The sequence below is a fragment of the Variovorax sp. NFACC27 genome, assembly GCF_048301545.1.
GTDB lineage: Bacteria > Pseudomonadota > Gammaproteobacteria > Burkholderiales > Burkholderiaceae_C > Variovorax > Variovorax gossypii.
The window spans coordinates 6,893,830-6,915,991 of record NZ_CP157613.1; the positions used below are offsets into that span (position 1 = coordinate 6,893,830).

General features: G+C 66.7%; 24 protein-coding genes. 15 read left to right on the forward strand and 9 right to left on the reverse strand.

The annotated features are described in order from the left end of the window. The first annotated feature begins 18 nt into the window (after window positions 1-18). Window positions 19-408: a hypothetical protein gene (locus tag ABL840_RS32245; RefSeq protein WP_143043021.1), complete on the forward strand. Its 390-nt coding sequence runs from the start codon at window positions 19-21 to the stop codon at window positions 406-408. Window positions 409-448: 40 nt separating this feature from the next. After that, window positions 449-1,051 (forward strand): response regulator, encoded by a 603-nt coding sequence (locus ABL840_RS32250; protein ID WP_176947651.1) that lies wholly within the window; start codon window positions 449-451, stop codon window positions 1,049-1,051. On the opposite strand, the gene ABL840_RS32255 is transcribed toward ABL840_RS32250, so the two are convergent. Continuing rightward, a complete protein-coding gene (locus ABL840_RS32255) occupies window positions 996-1,217 on the reverse strand; it encodes a hypothetical protein (protein ID WP_093429428.1) in 222 nt (73 codons plus the stop codon). The two genes, ABL840_RS32250 and ABL840_RS32255, sit on opposite strands and share 56 nt — an antisense overlap. Window positions 1,218-1,427: 210 nt before the next feature. Continuing rightward, a complete protein-coding gene (locus ABL840_RS32260; RefSeq protein WP_418116081.1) occupies window positions 1,428-2,213 on the reverse strand; it encodes a response regulator in 786 nt (261 codons plus the stop codon). Window positions 2,214-2,460: 247 nt separating this feature from the next. Between ABL840_RS32260 and ABL840_RS32265 the strand changes: the two genes are divergently transcribed. After that, the gene (locus ABL840_RS32265) at window positions 2,461-4,683 is read left to right on the forward strand and encodes an ATP-binding protein (protein WP_093307389.1); all 2,223 of its coding nucleotides are present in this window, start codon (window positions 2,461-2,463) and stop codon (window positions 4,681-4,683) included. A 237-nt stretch (window positions 4,684-4,920) separates the two neighbouring features. Further along, a complete protein-coding gene (locus ABL840_RS32270) occupies window positions 4,921-5,406 on the forward strand; it encodes a pilin (RefSeq protein ID WP_093307390.1) in 486 nt (161 codons plus the stop codon). A 408-nt stretch (window positions 5,407-5,814) separates the two neighbouring features. On the opposite strand, the gene ABL840_RS32275 is transcribed toward ABL840_RS32270, so the two are convergent. After that, entirely contained in the window at window positions 5,815-6,435 is a 621-nt protein-coding gene (locus ABL840_RS32275) for a tetratricopeptide repeat protein (protein ID WP_176947652.1), read from the reverse strand. Further along, entirely contained in the window at window positions 6,432-6,920 is a 489-nt protein-coding gene (locus ABL840_RS32280) for a hypothetical protein (RefSeq protein ID WP_176947653.1), read from the reverse strand. Before ABL840_RS32280 ends, ABL840_RS32275 begins: the two co-directional genes overlap by 4 nt. Before the next feature lie 60 nt (window positions 6,921-6,980). Here ABL840_RS32280 and ABL840_RS32285 point away from each other — a divergent pair, with 60 nt between their 5' ends. Genes ABL840_RS32285 through ABL840_RS32310 form a run of 6 tightly spaced genes read left to right on the forward strand, consistent with a single transcriptional unit; the run spans window position 6,981 to window position 14,125 of the window. Then, window positions 6,981-7,454, forward strand: a complete 474-nt coding sequence (locus tag ABL840_RS32285; RefSeq protein ID WP_093307393.1) for a type IV pilin protein — start codon at window positions 6,981-6,983, stop codon at window positions 7,452-7,454. Then, window positions 7,448-8,053 (forward strand): pilus assembly FimT family protein, encoded by a 606-nt coding sequence (locus tag ABL840_RS32290; RefSeq protein WP_418116082.1) that lies wholly within the window; start codon window positions 7,448-7,450, stop codon window positions 8,051-8,053. Before ABL840_RS32285 ends, ABL840_RS32290 begins: the two co-directional genes overlap by 7 nt. Window positions 8,054-8,059: 6 nt before the next feature. Further along, window positions 8,060-8,500: a type IV pilus modification PilV family protein gene (locus ABL840_RS32295; protein ID WP_093307394.1), complete on the forward strand. Its 441-nt coding sequence runs from the start codon at window positions 8,060-8,062 to the stop codon at window positions 8,498-8,500. Then, the gene (locus ABL840_RS32300) at window positions 8,497-9,693 is read left to right on the forward strand and encodes a PilW family protein (protein ID WP_093307453.1); all 1,197 of its coding nucleotides are present in this window, start codon (window positions 8,497-8,499) and stop codon (window positions 9,691-9,693) included. Before ABL840_RS32295 ends, ABL840_RS32300 begins: the two co-directional genes overlap by 4 nt. Then, the gene (locus ABL840_RS32305; RefSeq protein WP_143043023.1) at window positions 9,690-10,334 is read left to right on the forward strand and encodes a pilus assembly PilX family protein; all 645 of its coding nucleotides are present in this window, start codon (window positions 9,690-9,692) and stop codon (window positions 10,332-10,334) included. The genes ABL840_RS32300 and ABL840_RS32305 overlap by 4 nt, the downstream gene beginning before the upstream one ends. A gap of 5 nt (window positions 10,335-10,339) precedes the next feature. After that, window positions 10,340-14,125, forward strand: coding sequence for a PilC/PilY family type IV pilus protein (locus ABL840_RS32310; protein WP_103893647.1), 3,786 nt, complete (start codon window positions 10,340-10,342; stop codon window positions 14,123-14,125). Window positions 14,126-14,146: 21 nt separating this feature from the next. Here ABL840_RS32310 and ABL840_RS32315 read toward each other — a convergent pair whose 3' ends face one another. The 4 genes from ABL840_RS32315 to ABL840_RS32330 all read right to left on the reverse strand — a co-directional run bounded on the left by ABL840_RS32315 (window position 14,147) and on the right by ABL840_RS32330 (window position 16,393). After that, window positions 14,147-14,506 carry a hypothetical protein gene (locus tag ABL840_RS32315; protein ID WP_093209822.1) on the reverse strand — a complete coding sequence of 120 codons (360 nt, stop codon included), beginning with the start codon at window positions 14,504-14,506 and terminating at the stop codon, window positions 14,147-14,149. Between the two features lie 97 nt (window positions 14,507-14,603). Continuing rightward, window positions 14,604-14,987 carry a roadblock/LC7 domain-containing protein gene (locus tag ABL840_RS32320; RefSeq protein ID WP_093209824.1) on the reverse strand — a complete coding sequence of 128 codons (384 nt, stop codon included), beginning with the start codon at window positions 14,985-14,987 and terminating at the stop codon, window positions 14,604-14,606. 65 nt (window positions 14,988-15,052) lie between these two features. Beyond that, on the reverse strand, window positions 15,053-15,571 hold the full coding sequence (locus tag ABL840_RS32325) for a GTP-binding protein (RefSeq protein WP_093307454.1): 519 nt from the start codon (window positions 15,569-15,571) through the stop codon (window positions 15,053-15,055). A 54-nt stretch (window positions 15,572-15,625) separates the two neighbouring features. Further along, a complete protein-coding gene (locus ABL840_RS32330; RefSeq protein WP_418116083.1) occupies window positions 15,626-16,393 on the reverse strand; it encodes a hypothetical protein in 768 nt (255 codons plus the stop codon). Window positions 16,394-16,714: 321 nt separating this feature from the next. Here ABL840_RS32330 and ABL840_RS32335 point away from each other — a divergent pair, with 321 nt between their 5' ends. The 5 genes from ABL840_RS32335 (at window position 16,715) to ABL840_RS32355 (ending at window position 20,029) form a co-directional block, all read left to right on the forward strand. Then, on the forward strand, window positions 16,715-16,936 hold the full coding sequence (locus ABL840_RS32335; RefSeq protein WP_093209827.1) for a hypothetical protein: 222 nt from the start codon (window positions 16,715-16,717) through the stop codon (window positions 16,934-16,936). Between the two features lie 362 nt (window positions 16,937-17,298). Next, window positions 17,299-18,441: a hypothetical protein gene (locus tag ABL840_RS32340; RefSeq protein WP_418116084.1), complete on the forward strand. Its 1,143-nt coding sequence runs from the start codon at window positions 17,299-17,301 to the stop codon at window positions 18,439-18,441. A gap of 4 nt (window positions 18,442-18,445) precedes the next feature. After that, the gene (locus tag ABL840_RS32345) at window positions 18,446-18,850 is read left to right on the forward strand and encodes a hypothetical protein (protein ID WP_418116085.1); all 405 of its coding nucleotides are present in this window, start codon (window positions 18,446-18,448) and stop codon (window positions 18,848-18,850) included. Continuing rightward, the gene (locus ABL840_RS32350) at window positions 18,847-19,038 is read left to right on the forward strand and encodes a hypothetical protein (protein WP_418116086.1); all 192 of its coding nucleotides are present in this window, start codon (window positions 18,847-18,849) and stop codon (window positions 19,036-19,038) included. Before ABL840_RS32345 ends, ABL840_RS32350 begins: the two co-directional genes overlap by 4 nt. A 37-nt stretch (window positions 19,039-19,075) precedes the next feature. Then, on the forward strand, window positions 19,076-20,029 hold the full coding sequence (locus ABL840_RS32355) for a T6SS immunity protein Tli4 family protein (protein ID WP_093210118.1): 954 nt from the start codon (window positions 19,076-19,078) through the stop codon (window positions 20,027-20,029). A gap of 32 nt (window positions 20,030-20,061) precedes the next feature. Here the strand turns inward: ABL840_RS32355 and pilQ are convergent, their stop codons facing one another. Next, window positions 20,062-22,158, reverse strand: a complete 2,097-nt coding sequence (pilQ, locus tag ABL840_RS32360; RefSeq protein ID WP_093429427.1) for a type IV pilus secretin PilQ — start codon at window positions 22,156-22,158, stop codon at window positions 20,062-20,064. Between the last annotated feature and the right edge of the window lie 4 nt (window positions 22,159-22,162).

The following is a 22,162-nucleotide window of genomic DNA, read 5'->3' on the forward strand; positions in this document are numbered from 1 at the left end:
AAGTCCACGATACCGGTCATGAAGACTCTCCGGCATCGCAACCCGCACGACGCGTTTCGCGCGCTTCGCCTCGACGGCCTTCCAGCGCTCGCGCACGCGGACGGCCTTCCCCCGGAACTCGTCATGCGGGCCCGATGGAGCGGCAGGACATCGCCCGCTTCCTCCGCCATGCCGCGATCCGCGAAGTCCGTGTGGCTGCCGCGTCTTGCGGGCCTGCTGGCCTTCGGCGCGCTGGCGGCCGGCATCTTCCTGGCGGGCAGCGACACATGCACGGAGCGCGGAACGGCCGCAGCCGGCAACTACAGCCGGTCGACGCTCGCACCGATCACGACGAGCGGCACCGGTTCTCGCGACGGCAGCTGCAAGCGCACGCATGGCCGCCTGGGGCAGTCGAAGACGGCGCCCTGAAACGGGTCGGATCCTGCAACTCACGCCCGAAGGTACTTGCGTGCGCGGCCTGCACTTCCCTGCCGGAGCCTCGCGCCCAAGCCGGCCGCAACTCTTCTTCGGCGCCCTCGTCGTCGAAAGCGATCCCGTCGTCGCGAGCCGCATGAAGCGCATCCTGGGGCATCTCGCGCCGGAGCGGCGCGTGGTGCTTGCGCCCACATGCGAGGAGGCCGAGGCGATGCTCGCATCGCTGCCATTCGACCTGGTGTTCGTCGACATGCAGCTCTATCCGATAGGCCAGGGTGCTGCGCTGATCGGCGACGTACGCGCGAAGCTGCCGCGCGCACAGGTCATCGCCATGTCGGATACGGACGAGCGGGAACTGGTGCTGTCGGCCTTCGCCTCGGGAGCGACGGGCTATCTCCTGAGCGATGCGGAAGACGCCGACATCGCCTTCGCGTTGCGTGCCCTCGCCACCGGCACCGTGCTCGATCCGCGAGCGGCCGGCCATCTGCTGGACCTGATCGCCGAAACGCTTGCGACGCCGGAGCGCGCTGCGGCCGGTCTCCGGGAAGAGAGCGGCTTCGGTGCCTGCCGCAAGCTGGAACTCAGGCCTCGGAGCCAGGCGGCTGCCGACGAAATGCGCCGCAGTCTTCCGGACTGAAGCGACAGTGCCGCGCCTGCGGCGACTCGTGCGCCGCGACGCAGCGCCGTGCGAGGAACGCGATGCGCCGGGCGTCCCACGCCAGGAACATCGCAAGCAGCGCGGCGTCGCAGACAGCCAGCGCGATCAGGGTGCGCCAGTCCCACAGCCAGTCGAACGATGTCATGAATAGGTAGGGGTAGTGATGAATGCGAGGCCCCGAGATTGCGGGCTTCGCATTTCCTGCGAATTTCAGCGTGTTGCGGGCACTCCCCCAGGCTTCGCGCACTTCGTGTCGCGCGCGCCACCCCCTCGCCGGGGGCGATACCTGCGGCCTGGCAGAGGCTGTTCCGCGGCATCCCGCGAATGAGGGGCCGTGACTGGGCGGAACGAGCCTTCAGGCCTCGCGCGTGCGCGTGACGGCGGGCACGAACATGTAGCCCTCGTTGCGCACCGTGCGGATCAGGTCCGCACGTGTCTCGCCGGAGGCCAGCTTGCGGCGCAGGCGGCTGACCTGCACGTCGATCGCGCGGTCGTACGAATCGCTTTCGGCACCCAGGGCGTACTGCACGAGCTGGTCGCGCGTCAGCACGCGGCGCGGGTGCTGCACCAGCGCCCGCAGCAGGCGGAATTCGCCGTCGGAGAGATCCACCAGCCGGTCCTGCGGGTCGTGCAGCTGTCGCGCCTCCAGATCCATGCGCCAGCCGGCGAAATGCAGCACCAGCGGCTGCTGCTGCCCCTCGGGCACTTCAGCACTCGCCTGCTGCGACTGCGGCGCAGCTCGTGCAGGCTGCCCGCCAGCGACGGCGCCATGCGCGGTCCGGCGCAGCACGGTGCGGATGCGTGCCAGCAGCTCGCGCGGGTTGCACGGCTTGGCGAGGTAGTCTTCCGCGCCGATCTCCAGGCCCACGATGCGGTCGATGTCCGTGCCCACGGCCGACAGCATGATGACGGGCGGCCCGCCGATGCGCTGCAGCTCGCGCAGCGCGCTCAGGCCGTCCTCGCCGGGCATCATCACGTCGAGCACGATGAGTGCGTATTCCGCCTGCGCCAGGCGCTCGCGCATTTCGGCCGGATGGCTGGCGGCGTCGACCTGGAAGCCATGCTTCTCCAGGAAGGACGCCACCAGGCTGCGGATGCCGGCGTCGTCGTCGACGATAAGGATGCGGGTGGACAGGTTCACGTTACGGCGGATCGGGTAGCGCATCATAGGCCGCGCACTGCCCCCGCCCGAAGCCCCTGCAGGCGCTGCAATGTATTGCAATGCAGTGAAATCCGGCAGCAACATCCGCTGAACAGACTCGCGCGCTCGAACGCTTGCGCATGGCCCGGCCCCGCGCAAGCGCGCTGACTTGGGAGAAAAAGATGGGAATGCAAAGATCGAGCCACGCCGGCGTGACATCACCTGCCGTCCGTGCCAGCATCGCCCCATGAAAACCCAAGGTACCGCGCGCCGCTGGCTGGGTCCGCCGCTCGCGTGGCAGATCATGGGCCTGCTGCTGGGCGGGCTGGTGGTGGCGCAGGTCGTGACGCTGGCGCTGACCGTGCTGCTCCCGCCCCAGCCCCAACGCCAGTGGCAGCTCGGCGACATCGCGCGCGTGCTCTCGGGCCGCAGCGCCGAGGGCCGCAACGCCCACCTGCTGCAGCGCACGCTGCAGGCGAAGGCGCCCCAGCCCAAGGGCCAGGGCTGGCTGACGTCCGAGCGCTCGCGCCGTGACCTGGCGCAACTGCTGACGCGGGATGAAGCCGAGGTGCGGCTCTACTTCTTCACTCCACTGCCGTTCGCGGGCACCACGGGGCCTGTCGCCGCCACGGGCGACGGGCATGACGCGTCGCGCGGCATCGCCAGTGCGGCTTCCGCAGGCGGCTTCCTGAAGGTGCAGGCCCGGGGCGGACCGCCGGGCGGCGGTGGTGGCGGCGGCCCGGGAGGCCCCGGGGGCATGGGATTTCCGGGCGGCTTCGGAGGGCCCGGCGGAGGCTTCGGCACGGATCGGGGACAGAGGGACAGCATGACGGGGACTCCGCCGGCGCCTCCGCCTTCATCACAACAACAGCAGCAACAGCAGCCATCGCCGCCCACCGGCACGACAACCCAGTCGCCGCCAGGCAGTGCTCCGGCCGCAGATCCGGCGGGCGGCCCCTCCGCATCGCCCCGGTCATCCACGCCGGCCGCAACACCCGAGCCTGGCGCCACGCCACCGACCACGAGTTCTCCGGGCGGCACGACGACAGCACCACCGTCCGGCACCACGGGCGCGACCGGCACGCCGCCATCGCCTTCCCCCGCACCGGCGCCACCCGCGACGGCCATCGCGCCGAGAGCACCTGAGCCGGCCTCGCCATCACAGACGGCACCGCCGGGCATGGCTCGCGGCCAGCCCACGGCACCATCGATGCAACCCGGAGGCAACATGCGAGGCCTGCCGCCGGTCGTCGAGAGCCCGCCACCGCGCGAGGCCCCTTCCAGGGCGGAAGCTCCTCCGTCGACTCCCGCGCCGCTGCCACGCTCCGAATCCGCTGCACGCCCTTCCTCGCCCAACCCCGCGCCGGCGGCAAGCACGGCACCGCCAGCGGCAGTCACGGTCGAGCCGCCACGCGCGCCCGCCAACACCGAGGCCACGACCACCGAGACCTCCGACACCGCGCGCCCCGCCACGCGCGGCCTCTTCGGACTCGCGCCCGCTCCCTTCGTCGAGGGCGACTTCATCGCCGCCGTGTACACGCCCGAGGGCAGCTGGGTGGTGGTGCAGCCGGCGCCCGAGTCCTTTCCCAATGCCTGGCAGCGCCGCGTGCTGCTGTGGTTCCTGATCGCGGCGGCCATCGTCGCGCCTGCGGGCTGGCTGTTCTCGCGCCGGCTGGTGCGGCCCATCGCCGGTTTCGCGCGCGCGGCCGACCAGCTCGGCCGCGACCCGTCGGCACCGGTGATGGCACTCGAAGGCCCCGCCGAAATAGGCCGTGCCGCGCAGGCCTTCAACCGCATGCAGGCACGACTGCGCAGCTTCGTCGACGACCGCACGGTGATGATCGGCGCCATCAGCCACGACCTGCGCACGCCCCTCACGCGCCTGCGCTTTCGCATCGAGGATGTTCCCGACGACGTGCGCGCCGGCATGCTCGAAGACGTGCAGGAGATGGAGCTCATGATCGGCTCCGTGCTCAGCTTCATCCGCGACGCCTCGGTGGTGACCGCGCGCGAGCGCATGGACCTCGCGAGCCTCGTCGAGGACGTGGTCGAGCAGGCCGCGTTCGTCGGCAAGGACGTGCAGCTGCGGCGCACGGAACACGCACCGGTGGAGGTCGACGTGATCGGCATGCGCCGCGTGCTCGACAACCTCATCGAGAACGCCGTCAAGTACGGCCGCCTGGCACGCGTGCGCCTGTTCACCGACGGCCCCGACGCCGTGGTCGAGATCGGCGACCGCGGACCGGGCCTGCCCGCCAGCGAACTCGAGCAGGTCTTCAAGCCCTTCTACCGCACCGCGCAGGCCCGCTCCTCGAGCGCGGCGGGCAGCGGACTCGGGCTTGCCGTGTGCCGTTCGATCGCGCGTGCGCATGGCGGGGACGTGGTGCTGAAGACGGGCTCGCACGGGCTGGTCGCGCAGGTGCGCGTGCCGCTGATGCTCGAAGCGCAGCGGCTTGCAGCCGCGCATTGAGCGCTACACATCAACGGGCATCGATACGACGCGCGGATGACACCACCGGCGAGATGCCATGGCACGCACGGCCGCGCGTCATGACGAAACGGCACGAATGTACACGCGCCTTTACGTCCTGAAACACCTGTTCGAACGCGCATGAACCACCCCTGGACGGGTGGCATGCGGACTGCAGAAAGAAGCACGTCCCGGAGATCTTTCCGGGCGCACTTTCTCAACTGCAGGAGTTTCACAATGAACCGTCGTTCCTTCGCACGCAACGTGCAAAAGGGTTTCACCCTCATCGAGTTGATGATCGTCGTGGCGATCATCGGTATCCTGGCTGCGATCGCGATTCCGCAATACCAGACCTACATCGCCAAGTCGCAAGTGGCCCGCGCCATGGGCGAAACCGGCGCCTTGAAGACGGCCTATGAAGATTGCCTGAACAATGGAAAGACTGATGCGGCTGCCTGCGACCTCGGCGCCACCAGCTCCAACATCCTGAGCTATACGACCCCCCTGACTTCGACTGCTGGCACGGCACTTACCGCGACCACCAACACTGCCGCCTTGACCACCACCGGCACCATTTCGGCCCAATTCGCCGGCAGTGCTGCTGCAACGCTGAAAGCAACGCCCTACACGATCACCTGGACTCGCAGCAGCGCAGGCAGCTGGACCTGCGCGACCACAGCTGACTCGAAGTACGCACCGGCAGGCTGCCCGAACGGCACCTGATTCAAACCCTCTGCCCGATCCAAGCCGCCTGATGGCGGCTTTTTTTGTGTCTGCGTCAGGGCGACGATGGCTGTTGCACGCCAGCTTTTCGATACGCGGTCTCCAACAGCAACTCGCATTGCCTCTCGCCCGCAGTTTCGAGGCACCCTTTCTCGAAGAGCTGATACATATCGAGTGCCCCACGAGCCGCCAGTTGCTCCCCAGCAGGCGACGGCGGAGCTCCAGCACATTCGTAGAGGTCCGGCAAGCCTGCCGCATTGCACTTCTGCTGCGCGGCGGTCATGCTGCGCACCGTGACGTCCGCACCGAAATCTGCCGGCTCATCGCCAGGCATGTGCGAACCTCCGCAACCCACCAGCGCAATGAGCACGAGCGCAGAACAGAGAGTCCGCAGGTACAAGCGCATGACTACGGCTCGCAGTGTCCAGCCCTCATGCCCTGGATCTGCTGACGAGCCACCGGATGACCCAGCGAAGCCGCCTTGGCGATCCACATGATTGCGAGGCTCTCATCCTTGGGAACGCCCAGGCCGGATGCGTGGCAGTTCCCGAGCCACTGCATGGCGTCGGTATTGCCTTGCGTGGCAGCAAGATCCAGCCAGTAGACGGCAGCCCCAAAGCGGGCCTCTACGAAGAACATCGCGCCAGCATCGGCCTGTGCATTCGCATCGCCGCTATCGGCCTTCACGATCAGGTGAAGTTCCTCCCCGGTCAACACAAGATCGATCAGGTCTGTGATCTGCGCGAGAGCAAGCATCGCCCTTCCGCGCGAGTCTTCCTTGTGCTTGGCGATCGTTCCATCCGACACACGCCGCCACAGCGTGCGCTTGCTGATGCCGGTCATCGCGATGGCGGCTTCGAGACTGATGGCGTCGGGTCTCAGCCCTGGCTTTTCCTCGGGCACGGGGTCGCCGTGCGAATCTGGCGATTCCACGCACTTCGTCCCCTTGCGGTCGCCATCCTCGGGCCGCCTCAGCCAATTCGCCTCATTTCGCCGACTGCTGCGCGGCAATGGTTTTTTCAACGTCATTTGCGAAGCGCGGCACCAGCGGGGGGTGGAGGCCTGTGCTCGCCTTCCTGAGGCGGCTTCGTGAAGCCCGCCTTGGTCATGCACGCCGTCATTGCGGTCTGGTCGGGACCACCGCTCGCGTCCTTCGCCACACTTGCCGCGCAAGCCTTCAGCGCGGCATCTACAGCCGTGCTGCCACCACTCGCTGTTGCCGACGCTGCGCACGCTGCAGCCGAAAGGCCCGTCATGCACGCCAGCACAAGGGATGGCCATATCTTCTTTCTCGACAAACGGATCTCCTGAGCATCGTTGAACCCGATGCAAGGCGAAATGCATGCCAGCATGAGAGGCGTCAGCCCTTTCTTTTTCATCGATCGCTTCTCCTGAACATCGGCAAGCCCGACGCGGTGGAAATGCTCGGCGACAAAGTCGGAGAAAGCTCGGATGCGGCGCGCTTCGGCGCACACAAACAACAACGCATCGGCCAGATTTCTCCCACGTTGCATGGTCGACTCGGTGTCCGCGAAGCATCGGATTGCTTCCCGCATACGAGGAGAAGAAACGCCATGAAGCGGCTTCAGAAGCCAAACGAACGCCGGCCGCGCGCGCGCGGCTTCACCCTGATCGAGCTGATGGTGACCGCGGCCATCATCGCGATCCTCGCCGCCATCGCCTATCCGGCTTACCGCGACTACGTTCTGCGCGGACGCATCGTCGACGCCACTACCGGCCTGTCGACGATGCGCGCGAACATGGAGCGCTACTTCCAGGACAACCGCACTTACCTGTCCACAGGCAGCTACACCTCACCATGCCTGGTGTCCTCCACGCTGCGCATGGTCGGTACCTTCACGTTGTCGTGCGACGGCACGTACGGCGCGGTGAGCGCCACGGGCTACACGCTGGTGGCCACGGGCAGCGGAACTACCGCGGGCTTCATCTTCACTGTCGACCAGTCCAACAACCGCGCGACCGTCGGCGTGCCCACCGGCTGGACGACCTGCAGCAACGACTGGGTGACGAGTCGGGGGGCATGCTGATGATCAGGCGCGCCGCGCCGCTAGCAGGCTTCACCCTGGTGGAGCTCTCCGTGACGCTGGTCGTGATGGCCGTCCTCATTGCGCTCGCAATGCCGACGCTGCTCGCCTGGATCGCCAACACCCGTGTTCGCACGGTAAGCGACACACTCCAGAACGGCCTGCGCCAGGCACAGGCCGAAGCGGTACGCCGCAGCCGCACGGCCGTGTTCTCGCTGACCAACGACACGGCCCCGAAGACCAGCCTGACGGCCGTGGCCAATGGCAGCAACTGGTCGATCAACTTCGTGGCATCGTCCACGCTCGACACCTCCGGTGTCGCGACCTTCGTCGAGGCCGGCGTGCTGACGATCGCCGGCACCGGCGTGAGCATCAGCGGGCCCGCCGCCGTCTGCTTCAGCCCGCTGGGCCGGCTGGTGGCCAACAGCAGCACCGGCGTCACCGGTGCCACGTGCAGCCTGAGCTCGACGCCGACCTACAACATCACGATGAGCTCGGCCGACCGCCCTCTGCGCGTGGTCGTGAGCCTGGGCGGGCAGGTCCACATGTGCGATCCGGCCAAGACCCTTTCGTCCAGCGCGCCCGATGGCTGCCCGAGTTGAGCGGACATGAAGACACCATTCGCCATTCACCGGCACCACGGCGCACGGGCCTCCTCGGGCTTCGCGATGATCGAAGTGCTCGTCTCGCTGCTGATCTTCTCCTTCGGCCTGCTCGGCATGGCGGGCATGCTGGCGCGCGCGCTCACGATCTCCGTCGACGCAGAGGACCGCAACCGCGCCGCGCTGCTCGCCAATGAGATCGCCAGCACGATGTGGCTGAAGAACTCCATCTCGGTCGACACCACCGCGTGGCAGACGCGCGTGAGCGACATGAGCAGCGGCGGCCTGCCCAATGCCACGCTGACGGTCACTGCCGTCTCGGGCGCCACCAACAGCTCGGGTACGGCCAACGCAGCAGACATCGTGATCGCCTGGCGCGCGGTGACGCGCGAGTCCACCGCCACCAACGCATCGAGCAAGCTTGTCACACGGGTGGTGCTGCCATGAAGGCCACCATGCGCAGGCGCCGCCAGCATGGCGTCACGCTTATCGAGCTGATGGTCGCGGTCATCATCGGCCTGGTGGTGACGCTGGCCGTGACCAGCCTGCTGATTTTCGGCGAATCGAGCAGGCGCACCACCACAGCTACCAACGACATGGGCCAGACCGGCGCCTACGCCGCCTACGTACTGGACCGCGCGGTGCGCACCGCGGGCTCGGGCTTCACGCAGTCGTGGACGCTCGCGGGCGCCTTCGGCTGCCTGCTGAACGCGACGCTGCCGAGCACGCCCAACCTGCCGCGCAGCTCGGCCTTTCCCGCCCCCTTCGCCACCGCCTTCCTTGGCGGCGCGAGCGGCAGCGCCAACCTGCGCGTGGCGCCGGTGCTGATCGGCAAGAGCCAGTCCGACGCGGGCTCCGACGTGCTGGTGGTGATGGGCGGCACGGCCTCTTCAGGCGACGTGCCCAGGCTCATTCTCTCGAGCGGCAAGTCGACCAACATCCTGCGCCTGGACAGCACCGTGGGACTGGCCGAGGGCGACCTCGGGCTGGTGAGCGCCAGCGGCACCACCGACTGCCTGCTGGAGCAGGTGCATTCCAGCACAGCCTTCGCCGACAGCGCCGACAACGACGCACTGCCGCTGGGCAGCACCTACTACACCGCCTCCGGCTCGTCGACCAGCCTGTCCACGCTCGCGGCCAGCGGCAGCGCGTACTTCACGCCGCTGGGCAACGTCAACGCGGGCAACACGCAGTTCCAGATGTTCGGCGTGGGCAGCAACAACACGCTCTACAGCTACGACCTGCTGATGGCCAACGGCACCGACGCATCGCAGGCCGTCGCCGACGGCGTATCGGAGATGCACGCGCTGTACGGGCTCGACACCAACGCAGACGGTGTGCTCGACACCTGGGTGGATCCGGGCGCCACAGGCTACGACATCGCCACCATGATGACCACGCCGGCCACCGCGCGACAGGTGGTGGCCATCCGCGTCGCCTTGGTGCTGCGCAGCGCGAACCCCGAGCGGGCGAACGACAACGGCGAGCTGCCTTCGCCCGCTTCGCTCACGCTCTTCAGCGATCTAGCGACCTCGCTGCAGCAGACGATCAGCTTCAGTACCAGCGAGCAGCACTTCCGCCACCGTGTCGTCGAGTCGACGATTCCTCTTCGCAACGTGCTGCTCCTGCCCACGTCATGACACCTGTTGTTCCCTTTCGCGCCCCGCGGGGCCGGCGCCAGCGCGGCATCGTGCTGCTGTTCTGCCTGATCGTGCTGGTCATCCTGCTGGTCGGCGGCGTGGCCGTGATGCGCTCCACGCACACTTCGCTGGCAAGCGCCGGCAACCTCGCGTTCCGGCGCGACCTTGCGAGCCAGGGCGAGCAGGCAGCCTCCAACGTGCTGACGGCCTTCAAGAGCGGTGCGCTGAAGACGGCCACGCTCTCGGCGGCGAGCATTCCCTCGGCCAACTACAGCGCGGTCGAGCTGACGGCGAACGACCAAGGCATCCCGCTGGTGCTGCTGTCCAACAGCAGCTCGCCCAACGGCACCGACTTCACCGGAGCCACCTTCAGCCCCACGGCGTCGGACCTGACAGGCGCGACCTCGGACGTCACGATCCGCTATGTCATCGACCGCCTTTGCCGCGCCGCCGGCACCGCGACGACGAGCACCTGCGTGTATTCGCCGTCGAGCAGCAACGTCACCGGTGGCAGCAGCCAGCTGCCTGCGAGCCAGCGACCGGCCTCGACCATCTCGCCCGTCTACCGGCTGAGCGTGCGCGTCACCGGCGTGCGCTCGACGCAGGTGTTTCTCCAGACTTCGTTCACACGGCCCGAATGAACCCGATGAATCGATCCCGCGCCAGATTCCGTGCCATCTCCCTCGCGCTGACCGCCGCCGCCCTGCTGCTGGGCGCCGCTCCATCGCCCGCGGTGACACTGGCCGACCAGCCGGTCTTCGCGAGCGCGGACGTTCCCGGCAACCTCGCGCTCACGCTGTCGGTCGAGTACCCGACCGCCATCAGCGTGGCCAACCTCGGCAACTATGCGGACAGCTCGACCTACCTCGGCTACTTCGATCCGCTGAAGTGCTACACCTACGTGCTGAACTCCACGACGCCGGCGAGCAGCTACTTCCAGCCCGCGGGCCTTGCCACCGGCACCAACTACCACACCTGCTCGGGCAAGTGGAGCGGCAACTTCATGAACTGGGCCACGATGCAGACCATCGACCCGTTCCGCTGGGCGCTCACGGGCGGCTACCGCAGCGTCGACACGACCAGCCAGACCATCCTCGAGAAGGCCTGGGGATCGAGCCAGGGCTCGCAGACCAACTTCCCGCTGCGCGGCACCAGCCAGGCGACCTCCACCGGTCACAACATCGCGTCTTCCCTGATCTCGTCGGTGACGCCTCTGAGCTGGACCTCGTTCAACACCAGCATCTGGAAGCGCGGCAACACCATGGTGTTCTCGGGCACCGGCAGCAGCTACAGCAACACCAGCGTGAGCGGCACCGACTGGGTGAGTGCATCGTCGTCGAACAATGCGGCCAGCACCTACCGCGTGTACATCCGCGTGCTGGTCTGCGACTCGAGCACTTCCTCAGGCGGCGTGGAGTCCAACTGCGTGCTGTATCCCAACGGCCAGTACAAGCCCGAAGGGCTGATGCAGAGCTACGCCAACAAGATCCGCTACAGCGCCTTTTCCTACCTCAACGGCAGCGGCGCCAGCAACCAGGGGGCCGTGCTGCGAGCACCGATGGGCTACATCGGGCCGACCTACCCCACGCCGCTGTCGAGCACCGTCACCACCAACAGCAAGGCCGAGTGGAGCTCGACCACCGGCATCATGGTGACCAACCCCGACAGCGCCACCGCCACGGCGACCACCAGCACCAGCGGCGTGACCATCAGCAACAGCGGCGTGATGAACTACCTGAACAAGTTCGGCACGGCCTCCTCGTCGTACATGACCTACGACAACGTCAGCGAGCTCTACTACGCGGCTGTGCGCTACTTCGAGAACCTCGGCAACGTGTCGACGTGGACCAGCTACATCACGCCGGCCACAACCTCCTCGTCCAGCACGCGCACCACGCTGCTCGACGGCTTCCCGGCCGTCACCACCTGGACCGACCCGGTGCTGTACGCCTGCCAGAAGAACTTCATCCTGGGCATCGGCGACACCAACACGCACTACGACTACAACGTGGGCGGCGGCACGCTGACCAGCACCCGCACCAAGCCGTCGGCGGTGAGCAGCGACTCCTTCAATCTGGCGCGCACCTACACCAACAACCTGCTGACGCTCGAGGGGCTGAGCTCCAAGGTCGATGCGTGGTGGAACAGCTCCTACGCCACCTACTACATGGCGGGCCTGGCCTACCAGGCCCACACCAACGACATCCGCTCCGACCTGACGGGCACGCAAACCGTCTCGACCTACTGGATGGACGTGATGGAGTACCAGACCGCGGCCGACAAGAACCCCTACTGGCTCGCAGCCAAGTACGGCGGCTTCACCGTGCCGTCGGGCTACGACCCGACCCAGACCACGACCGCGCTCACGCAGAGCTGGTGGAACAGCAGCAGCGAGACCATCACGATGGGAACCGCCACCGAGTACCGGCCCGACAACTACTTCCTGGCCGGCAACGCGAGCCAGATGGTCTCGGGCCTCACCAAGGCCTTCTCCGCCATCGCCTCGGCCGTCAGCGCTTACACCACCTCGCTGTCACTGTCGTCCGCGCAGGTGAGCGATTCGGGCAGCGCCTCGTATGCCGCGCAGTACGCCTCGAAGAACTGGAGCGGCGTGCTCACCGCCAGCAGCGTGACCATCGGCACCGACCTGAGCACTTCGTCGACCGTGATGTGGACCTCGACCGCCAAGCTCGCCACGCAGCTCGCCGACACCGGCTGGAGCACCTCGCGCCGCATCGCGACCTGGGACGGCAGCAGCGGCCAGCCCTTCCGCTACGCGAGCCTCACGACCAGCCAGAAGGCCGCGCTGGTCACGTCCTACCGCGGCAGCGATGGGTCGGACTACCTGAACTACCTGCGCGGCGACCAGACGCAGGAAGCCGGCTCGACCACCAGCGGCAGCAGCCAGGCCTACCGGGCGCGCTCGGTGCTGCTGGGCGACATCGTGGGTTCCAAGGTCACTCCGGTGGGAGTGCCCAGCCTCACCTACTCCGACTCGATCAACCCCGGCTACGCGGCCTTCAAGAGCTCGTGGTCGAGCCGGCCCACGATGGTCTTCGTGGGCGCGAACGACGGCATGCTGCACGCCTTCAACGGCACGCTGTCGGGCACCGACGCGGGCACGGAGATATTCGCCTACGTGCCGAGCGCGCTGTTCCAGGGACCGAGCGGCGCGCCCAACACCTCTGCCTCCGACGGGCTCACCGCGCTGGGCAACCCGAGCTATACCCACCACTACTACGTCGACGCGACGCCGCTGAGCTTCGACGTCGACTTCAACTACGCGGGCGGCTCGCTCACCACCACGTCGACCGCCACCTCGGACTGGCGCACCATCCTCGTGGGCGGCCTGGGCAAGGGCGGCAAGAGCTTCTACGCGATCGATGTCACCAATCCGGCGGGCATGACTTCCGAATCGGTGGTCGCGGGCAAGGTGCTATGGGAGTTCACCGACTCGACCATGGGCTACAGCTACGGCGAGCCCGTGGTGGTGAAGACCGCCAAGTACGGCTGGGTGGTGGTTCTCACCTCTGGCTACAACAACAGCGACGGCTACGGCTACATCTATTTCGTCAATCCCAAGACCGGCGCGCTGCTGGAGAAGGTCAAGACCGGCAGCACCGCCGCCGGCCTCACGCACGCCACCGCCTACGTGCGCGACTTCACCGACGGCACGGCCGACGCCATCTACGCGGGCGACCTCAACGGACAGGTCTGGCGCTTCGACGTGACCGGCACGTCGACCTACAGCTCGCCGCTGCTGATGGCCAACCTGACGGATGCCAGCGGCAACGCCCAGCCCGTCACCACGCAACCGCTGGTCGAGGTGCATCCGACAACGAAGAAGCGCTATGTGCTGCTGGGCACCGGCCAGCTGCTCTCGTCCAGCGACGTGAGCTCGACGGCGGCACAGGATTTCTACGCGCTGCTCGACGGCACGGCCTCCGCCTTCAACACCTCTTCCTCGCTGCCCTCGGGCGTGAGCTTTCCGATCGCGCGCAGCAACCTCACCGCGCTGACCGACCTGACCTCCACCACAACGCTGGGCAGCAGCTCGATGGGCTGGTATGTCGACCTCGGCACCGACAGCAGCAGCGGCATCGCCTGGCGAATGATCACCAGCACCACGACCACCGGCGGCGTGGTGGCCTTCGCTTCAACGCTCACCACGGCCGATGCTTGCAGCCCTTCCGGCACCAGCCGTGTCTATGCCATCAACTTCGGCACCGGGCAGTCGGCGCTGGAGAACAACGCCGCCTACATCTCCGAGTCGTATGCGGTGACCGACCTGCGCTTCACCAGCAGCACCAACGGCGGCACCACGCTGTCGGTGGGCTCCAACACCGGGACGGTCGAGAACCTGAAGGTGTCGCTGTCGTCGAGCCTGAGCCTGCGGCTGCTCAACTGGCGCGAGATCCCGGTGGTGGAGTAGGCAGGCCGGCGGCGCGCCGCTTCAGACCGCCAGTGCCTGCCCCACGTCCTGCGTCTTGCGGCGCGCGAGCGCGAGGTTGGACTTCGACTTGTCGAGCACCAGGTAGACGAACAGGCCTTCGTGCTTCTGCAGCGGGCGGATGATGTGGTACTGGCGTCCGAGCGTGATCAGGATGTCCTCGATCACGTCGTTCAGGCCGAGCGCATTCATGGTCTTGTGCTTGGCGCGCACCACCTCGGTATTGCCCGCGGCGGCAACTTCCAGGTCCACGCCCGAGCCGATCTGCCCCAGGATCATGCCGCTGCCGGAATCGACCAGCGCAGCGCACAGCGCACCGTCGATCGTCATCAGTTCGTCCATGGATTGCTTGATATTTGCCATCGAAGTCTTTCGTAGTGCATCGCCCTGAGAATCGGCCGCCACCCGGGCGAGTGATGAGCGGCGGCCGCTTTTTGAAAGGCTGTAAGCGCGCTCAGGCTCAGGCGCGCTGAAGGGCAAGCGTCGCCTGCTTGGAGAAGTACAGGACCTGACCGATCACCGCGTCCTTGCCCGTCACCACGCTCACGATGAGGTCGGCCTCGTCGTTGCGGGCCTGCAGCATCAGGATGTGGCCGAGCGCGGTCTCTATCGCGACGTTCTCGCACTGCCCCAGCCCGCTCTCCTCGCCGGCCACCGCCCCCAGCGCGGCCAGCGAACTCGCGATGGCGGACAGGCGCGCGACCTGCGCGTTGTTCTCGGTGCGCGCGGCCAGCTCGAGGCCGTCTTCCGTCGCGATCACCACGGCCTTCGCGCCCTTGATCTCGCGCATGAGCGTGTCCACGGCGGTCTCGGCGGCGTCCTTGATGCGGGGAGAGATGTTCATGTGGCTCGGGTCCGGCGAAGGAAGGAAAGAAGGAAGGAAGGGAAAGAAAAGAGGCGGTGCGGCGCTCAGGCTTCGAGCTGCAGCAGCAGCAGCTCGAGCAGCTGCACCACCTGCTGCGGATCGGTCACGTTGGCCGGCAGCACGGGGCGCAGCACGCCCTTGTCCTGCATGCGCTGGGCGTAGGCGTCGAGGCCCGGCTCGGGATGGGTCTCGGTGCGGCCTACCGCCACCACGCAGGCGGTCCTGTCGATGAGCTCGGAGAAGCCGTCGAGGTAGACCTCGAGGTCGGCCAGCGGATCGGGGCGGCTGTTGTCGACCAGGATCACGAGGCCCAGCGCGCCGCGCGCGAGGATGCGCCACATGAAGTCGAAGCGCATCTGCCCGGGCGTGCCGTACAGGCGCAGCTTCTCTCCGTTGTCGAGCGTGAGTTCGCCATAGTCCAGGCCGACGGTGGTCGTGGCCTTGGCAACCGAGGTGTCGCTGTTGCGCACCTCCGTGCGCACCGGCGCGATCTCGCTCACGGCCGCTATGGCGGTGGTCTTGCCCGCACCCATGGTGCCGGTGAAAAGGATCTTGTGCTCCACGCTCATTCAGGGTCGGTCGATGTCGTCGATGTCATGTGTCGCAGGCTCATCGCTTCAGGCCCTCGGTCCGGAGGCCAGCAGGCCGAGGCGGCTGCGGATGCGCGCGAGCAGGCCCGGCTGCACGGTCTCTCGCACCGCGACAGGCGCGAAGGGCGCCTCGGTGCCGCCCCGGACCTGCGAATCGGGCCAGATCGACTCGGGCGCGCGGCTGGCCGCGAAGCCGGTGCCACCGCTGCTGCCGTTGCTGCTGCTGGCCGCGACGAACCCCGCGTTCTCGAGCGCCGCGATGAAGTCCGCGCACTCCTGGGCGCTGGCGCCCGATCTCTGCTGAAGCGCCTGCAGCGAAGCCGGGCGGCTCGCGAGCAGCGTGGCGAGCTTCATGCGCATGGTGGTGTCGAGCAGCGCGAGCGAAGGCCAGCGCAGCAGGCGGTACTCGTCGCCGCGCTCGGCGGCACGGTCGCGGGATGCGGCAAGACCGAGCTCGCGGGCATGGACCACCATCGCGCCGAGGCGGTTGAGCATGGCCTCGAGCGCATCGGCATGCAGCGGCAGGCGCAGGAAGGGGCCGCGCGAGGGCGGGTTCTCGCCGATCGTCAGAAGCGGCACCGAGCGGTCGTCTGCTTCGGCGGGCGGCGCCGGGAGCCGGTCGCCCACCACGCGCAGGTCGGCGTCCTCGACCTGCCAGGCCCAGTGCTGGTGGGTGCGGTGATCGAGCAACCGAACGAGGGACTTGAAGAGGAGTTCGTCGCGAGCAGGCAGGCCTTCGACGCTGAAGCTCAGCAACGGCCGGCGACTGCGCGGCAAGGTGACTGGCGAGTTCATCGGCGGCTCGGGCGTAGCCATGCGGTGACCAGCGCCGAGCGCACCAATTTGGGGCTTTCTTGCGATTTGACCTGCAATTCCGGAGCTCCCATCGGAAAGGCACCCTGCGGACAGCCTTGCGGCCCGCCTCCAATCGAATGCCTAAGTGTTAAATGATTGTTTCTGGGAAAATATAACACTCGTTGCAATTAAAAACACTAGATTACAAAACCCGACTAGGACCTACGGGAATCGGTAGCGAAGAGCCCTGGCCGTTGCCGCCGCGGGAGCCCGCAGGCCTCCCTCAAGATGCCTCCCACATTGCCGCGCAGACTCGCCGGCATGTCCAAGCCAGCCCTCAGCCCATGGATCCGCCTGCGCTGGCGCCTGCCGGAGGCGGGCCTGTTCGGGCATGCGGTCGAAGGCCACTGGTTGTGGGAGCCCGACACGCCCGCGGTGCGCGCCGCATTCCAGGCCGCCGTGGAAGCAGGCAACAGGGCCCATGGCGCGGGGACGCACTGGGTGGAGCAGGAGGAGATCGGGAACGCTCCGGCACCCTGGTGACCTCGACGCCGTCGGAGCCCGTCACTTCCTTTCCTCCGTCGAGGCGCCGATGAATATCTGCCTCCGCAGCCTCCTCGCGCCTTGAGCACTTCTTCACGTATTGCCTGCGCTACTTGCTAAATGTCATTTCAGGCGCATCCGACATTCATATAGTCCCGACCGACTAATCAAAGGCAGCCGCAATGCCCATGTTCCCGTGCGGAGCGGGCACGCCGGCATGCGCAAACCGGGGAGGACCAGAGATGGCAGTACAGGGAGAAGAAGAGGACACATGACTGGACTTCAGCCTGGGTCTGGGCGGTTTCGCGGAAGTCACCGCCGTGACGACCCCGCTCGACGACAGGAGAAAGATCCGCGTGCGCGTGCCTCCGGGCAAGCTCATCCCGATCGTCTTCCTGCCCGGCATCATGGGCAGCAACCTGCGCCTGTCCCGCGAGCGGCAGGAACTGCTCAAACGCAGCGACAACCTCTCGTGGTCACCCGACAAGAAAGGCGACGCCTTCTCGCGGCGCAACGCAAGCGCGGCAGCCCGCCAGATGCGGCTGGACCCGGACGAAGTGGAAGTCGACCGCTACAAGGTCACCGACGAAAAGATCGAAGGCAAGCAAGGCCGCCGCTTCGATGCCACGGGCTCCGCGACCATCAGCTCCGACCAGCGCCACGACAACGTGCCCGACGACCTGGGCGATGTCAGCAAGCTGCTCATCACCGATCCAAAGGCCGACCCGACGCACCCGCTGGCGAGCAACCAGCAAAGCTTCACCGCCGCGCAGAAGGCCCGCGCACGGGGATGGAGCGAAGTGATGTTCGACGCCTACGGCAGCATCCTGCAGTTGATGGAGCGCCAGCTCAACGACATGCTGCGACGGGAAGGCAAGAAGTACGTCGTCTCACCGGCATGGCTCGACAAGAGCAACCCCGAGGCGCTGATCGGCCGGCCACCGTCGAGCTTCGGCGTCCACGACGCGCAACCGCTGAGCGAGGACGACATCCGCAAGATCGGCAACTGCTGGTATCCGGTGCACGCCTTCGGCTACAACTGGCTTCGGAGCAACGGCGAGGAAGGCAGGCAGCTCGCGAAGAAGATCGAGCTGCTGATCGATACCTACAACCACAACGGCTTTCGACTGCCCCGGCGTCATCGTCGTCACGCACAGCATGGGCGGAATCCTGGCGCGGGCGATGATGCACGCGGACTACGGCGCCATCAGGCATCGCATCCTGGGCGTGGTGCATGGGGTGATGCCCACCACCGGCGCGGCCGCCGCGTACAAGCGCATGCGCGCGGGCTTCGAGGGCAGCAACAAGCCCTGGTGGCATCTGAAGTCCCAGTTGGTGGGTGGCATCACGCAGAGCGTCCTGGGCGACAACGGCGAGGAAGTGACGGCCGTGCTGGCCAATGCGCAAGGCGGCCTGGAGCTTTTGCCGGCGGCCGCCTATGGCACGCAGTGGCTGCAGGTGCAGGACGACAACGGCAAGTTCCTGGCGAAATGGCCCAGCAGTGACGCGGTGAGCGAGATCTACACGCTCGATCGGGACAAGTGGTGGAGGTTGATCAATCCGGAGTGGATCGATCCGGCGGGGCAGCTCAATTTGCCAAAAGCCAAGGGCGGCAAGTCGAAAGCTCAGATCGGTCTAAAAGCCACGATGACCCGGATTGAAGATGCCATGAGATTTGCGGACGCTATCCGGGACACGTTCCATCCACGCACTTATGCGCACTACGGCAGCGACCCGGGGCAGCCGGCTTGGAACGACCTGGTGTGGCGCGTGGTCGATGGCGACCCTGTCATCGCCGGCGACCCGTTGACCTGGACCTTGTTGCCCGGAAACCAGGGAGACAACGGCGAAGGGTCGTTACGCGTGAAAGGCGACCGAGGCAAGTTCTCAGGCTCAAGCTTCAGCTGCCAATGACGCCAAGCGACGGCACGGTACCCGTGGAACGCAGCGCCGCCAAGGTGCGCGCGAAAGCCAAGTTCGTGCAGGCCGGATACGACCACCAGGGCAGCTACAGCGACGCCAACGCCAGCGCAGCCACGCTCTACGGCATCGTGCGCATCGCCGCCGACTTCGACTCCCAGTGGTGGTCGGAGAAGAACTGAACTCACCTACCAACCACTGAAGACGAGGATTGTCTGCATGAACCGACGCATCGAGAAACTGTTCGATCACACCAAACTGCTGTGCTTCGGCCGCTATGTGCTGACCGCACCCGTCGATTCGAGACTGGCGTTCGGGCGCGACTTTCCGACGCTGCCCAACCGGGCCAATGACGTCGAGAAAGTGATGGCCGCCGACCGCGCAAAGATACTGTCAGCAGACAAGACGGCCGAGATCACCTACTTTGGCAAAGGGCCGGCACCGAATCTCTGGCTCATGCGTTCATTCAAGAGCGTGTCTGCAAAGAAATACGAGCTGGAGAGCTTTGACATCTACTACGTCGTAGGCCCGCACATCTTTGTTGGAGGCGACGCCACGGCCGAGAGCTACAACGTGACCGCAGACTCGATCCTTCGAGATGCTGTCGAGCTCGCCAGCAATCTGCGCGCACGCGAGCCCGACGAGGTTCCCACGGATCAAGGCCTTTGCCATGAATACGGCTTCACCCGTGTCGATGGCTCTCGAGGCCCAGCCCTGTCCCAGGCCGGCCTTCACATGGCGGACCTGCCGGACGTCGTGTTCAGCGTCCAGAGCAACCAGAGCCAGAGCACGAAGGGCAGCAATGGCTACGGCCTGCTCAAGCTCATCAACGATCGCAAGCGAGACGCCGGCAGCAGCTATCCCAGGCTGACGACGCTGCGCGAGGGCAAGAAGAAAGTCCACGGCTGGGACGGAGAGGAGTCGCTGGTCCGCGAAGCCGATGGTTCGCACGACTTCGAATGGATGTTCATCGGCGAAACCGGCAACGTCGCGCGCCCCGCGCTGCTGCATGCGGCGATGTTCACCAAGGTGGCCTCCGATCGCGTGGGCGCGGCGGCTTCTTCGTCGGTCAACGACGAAGAAGCCATCGCGCTGTGGGACAAGCTGCTCGATGGCCTCAAGTTCCGCGTGGCGGTGCCGGGCGCCCCGCCTGCAGCGGTGGCGATCAGGTAGCGGGCTGCTCCAACCCGCCATCCGCCTGTTGCTCAGCGCAGCGCAGTCCGGTCGGTGATCATCTTCGGCGTGATGAAGACCAGCAGCTCCGTCTTGTTGTACGTGCGGCTGCGCGTGCGGAACAGGGCTCCGACCACCGGTATCTCGCCCAGCACCGGAACACGCGACTCGTCCACGTTGTCGGTCAGCTCGAAGATCCCGCCGATCACGACGGTGCCTCCGTTCTCGACCAGCACTTCGGTCTGCACGTGCTTCGTGTTGATCGCGTAGCCCGCGCTCGTCGACTGCCCGACCGAGTCCTTGTTCACGTCGAGCGTCAGGATGATGTTGCCCTCGGGCGTGATCTGCGGCGTGACCTCGAGCTTCAGGTTGGCCTTGCGGAACGACACCGAAGTGGCACCGCTGGATGTCGCCGACTGGTAGGGCAGCTCGGTGCCCTGCTCGATCAGCGCCTTGGTCTGGTCCGCGGTCACCACGCGCGGGCTGGCCACCACCTTGCCCTTGCCTTCGTCCTCCAGCGCGGAGATCTCCAGGTTGAGGATCTTCGAGAGGCTGGAGTTGTACAGCGAAACGGCGAAGGTGCCGACGCTCGATCCGCTCGAGCTGGTGGCGGGCAGGTTGATGAAGTTGCTCGTCGAGTTGCCCGAGAAGGTGGTGGTCCCGTCGCTCGAGGTGGTCGGCTGCGTGCCGATGGAGCTGTTGCTGCCCTTGACCGAGCCGCCCAGCTTCACGCCCAGCGACTTGCTGAAGGTGTCCGACGCCTCGACGATGCGGGCCTCGATCAGCACCTGCCGCACCGAGACGTCCAGCTTCTGGATCAGCTCGGCCACCTGCGCCAGGCGCGACGGAATGTCCGAGACGAAGAGCTGGTTGGTGCGCGGCTCGGCAATCACGCTGCCGCGCGCGCTCAGGATGCGGGTCGCCGATCCGCTGGTTCCGCCCGTCGACGAACCCGTGCCGGTCAGGCTCTGGGCGATCGCCGGCGCCTTCGCGTAGTTGAGCTGGAATGAACGTGTCTGCACGGGCTCCAGGCTCTGGATCGCAGCCTGCGATTCGAACCTGAGCTTCTCCTTGGCATTGAGTTCGTCCTCGGGCGCGATGCGCAGCACGCTGCCGTTCTTGCGCATGCCGAGGTTCTTCGCCTCCAGGATGATGTCCAGCGCCTGGTCCCAGGGCACGTCCTTCAGCCGCAGCGTGAGCGAGCCCGTGACCGAGTCGGAGGTGACGATGTTGAAGCTGGTGAAGTCCGCGATCACCTGCAGCAGCGAGCGGATCTCGATGTTCTGGAAGTTGAGCGACAGCTTCTCGCCGTTGTAGCCGACGCCCTGCGTCAGCTTGGTCGGGTCGACCTTGCGCGGGCGCACCTCCACCACGAACTGGCTGTTGCTCTGGTAGGCGCTGTGCTCCCACTCGCCGCGCGGATCGATCACCATGCGCACGCGATCGCCGGCCTGCTGCAGGCTCACGGTCTGCACTGGCGTGCCGAAGTCGGACACGTCGAGCCGGCGGTTGAGCCCCTCGGGCAACGACGACTTCGTGAACTCGACCACGAGGCCCTTGCCCTGCTGGCGGATGTCCACGCCGACCTGGTCGTTGGGCAGCGACACGATCACGCGACCGGTGCCTTCGGTGCCCATGCGGAAATCGACGTCGCGCAGCGGCAGCACGTCGCGGTTGCGGTTCTCGGCAAAGGTGGCCGACGCGGAAGTCGCCAGCGCAGGGCCTGCGGCGGGCTGCAGCGTCACGAGCAGCGACTTGCCGCGCAGCTCGGTCCTGTAGGCGGTCGCCTGCTTCAGGTTGAGCACGAGTCGCGTGCGTTCGCCGGCCTGCACCACATTCACGGAGCGCAGATTGCCCTGGCTCATTTCGATGGCCTCACGGCCCAGGCTGCTGCTCATGCCGGGAAAGTCGAGCGCGATGCGCGCGGGCGACTGGATGGCGAAGCCGTTGGGCTCAGCCGTCAGCGGCTCCGAGAAATCGACACGCAGCACTTCGCTGCCTGCCTGCAGGGAGCCCGTGACCGATTCGATCCTGTTCTGCGCCTGTGCCGCCGCGAGCGACCCGAGGGCGAGGAGCAGGAAGGCACACGCGCGCAACCAGCGCGCGAGCGCGAATATCTGTTTGTTCATTTGA

Bases quoted from the DNA above. Each gene is read 5' to 3' on its own strand.
- pilQ (WP_093429427.1), bottom strand. From the start codon at position 22,158: ATGAACAAACAGATATTCGCGCTCGCGCGCTGGTTGCGCGCGTGTGCC.
- ABL840_RS32335 (WP_093209827.1), top strand. From the start codon at position 16,715: ATGTCCAAGCCAGCCCTCAGCCCATGGATCCGCCTGCGCTGGCGCCTG.
- ABL840_RS32315 (WP_093209822.1), bottom strand. From the start codon at position 14,506: ATGGCAAATATCAAGCAATCCATGGACGAACTGATGACGATCGACGGT.
- ABL840_RS32285 (WP_093307393.1), top strand. From the start codon at position 6,981: ATGAAGCGGCTTCAGAAGCCAAACGAACGCCGGCCGCGCGCGCGCGGC.
- ABL840_RS32245 (WP_143043021.1), top strand. From the start codon at position 19: ATGAAGACTCTCCGGCATCGCAACCCGCACGACGCGTTTCGCGCGCTT.
- ABL840_RS32270 (WP_093307390.1), top strand. From the start codon at position 4,921: ATGAACCGTCGTTCCTTCGCACGCAACGTGCAAAAGGGTTTCACCCTC.
- ABL840_RS32255 (WP_093429428.1), bottom strand. From the start codon at position 1,217: ATGACATCGTTCGACTGGCTGTGGGACTGGCGCACCCTGATCGCGCTG.
- ABL840_RS32300 (WP_093307453.1), top strand. From the start codon at position 8,497: ATGAAGGCCACCATGCGCAGGCGCCGCCAGCATGGCGTCACGCTTATC.
- ABL840_RS32280 (WP_176947653.1), bottom strand. From the start codon at position 6,920: ATGCAACGTGGGAGAAATCTGGCCGATGCGTTGTTGTTTGTGTGCGCC.
- ABL840_RS32320 (WP_093209824.1), bottom strand. From the start codon at position 14,987: ATGAACATCTCTCCCCGCATCAAGGACGCCGCCGAGACCGCCGTGGAC.
- ABL840_RS32355 (WP_093210118.1), top strand. From the start codon at position 19,076: ATGAACCGACGCATCGAGAAACTGTTCGATCACACCAAACTGCTGTGC.
- ABL840_RS32265 (WP_093307389.1), top strand. From the start codon at position 2,461: ATGAAAACCCAAGGTACCGCGCGCCGCTGGCTGGGTCCGCCGCTCGCG.
- ABL840_RS32275 (WP_176947652.1), bottom strand. From the start codon at position 6,435: ATGACGTTGAAAAAACCATTGCCGCGCAGCAGTCGGCGAAATGAGGCG.
- ABL840_RS32290 (WP_418116082.1), top strand. From the start codon at position 7,448: ATGCTGATGATCAGGCGCGCCGCGCCGCTAGCAGGCTTCACCCTGGTG.
- ABL840_RS32350 (WP_418116086.1), top strand. From the start codon at position 18,847: ATGACGCCAAGCGACGGCACGGTACCCGTGGAACGCAGCGCCGCCAAG.
- ABL840_RS32295 (WP_093307394.1), top strand. From the start codon at position 8,060: ATGAAGACACCATTCGCCATTCACCGGCACCACGGCGCACGGGCCTCC.
- ABL840_RS32310 (WP_103893647.1), top strand. From the start codon at position 10,340: ATGAATCGATCCCGCGCCAGATTCCGTGCCATCTCCCTCGCGCTGACC.
- ABL840_RS32330 (WP_418116083.1), bottom strand. From the start codon at position 16,393: ATGAACTCGCCAGTCACCTTGCCGCGCAGTCGCCGGCCGTTGCTGAGC.
- ABL840_RS32305 (WP_143043023.1), top strand. From the start codon at position 9,690: ATGACACCTGTTGTTCCCTTTCGCGCCCCGCGGGGCCGGCGCCAGCGC.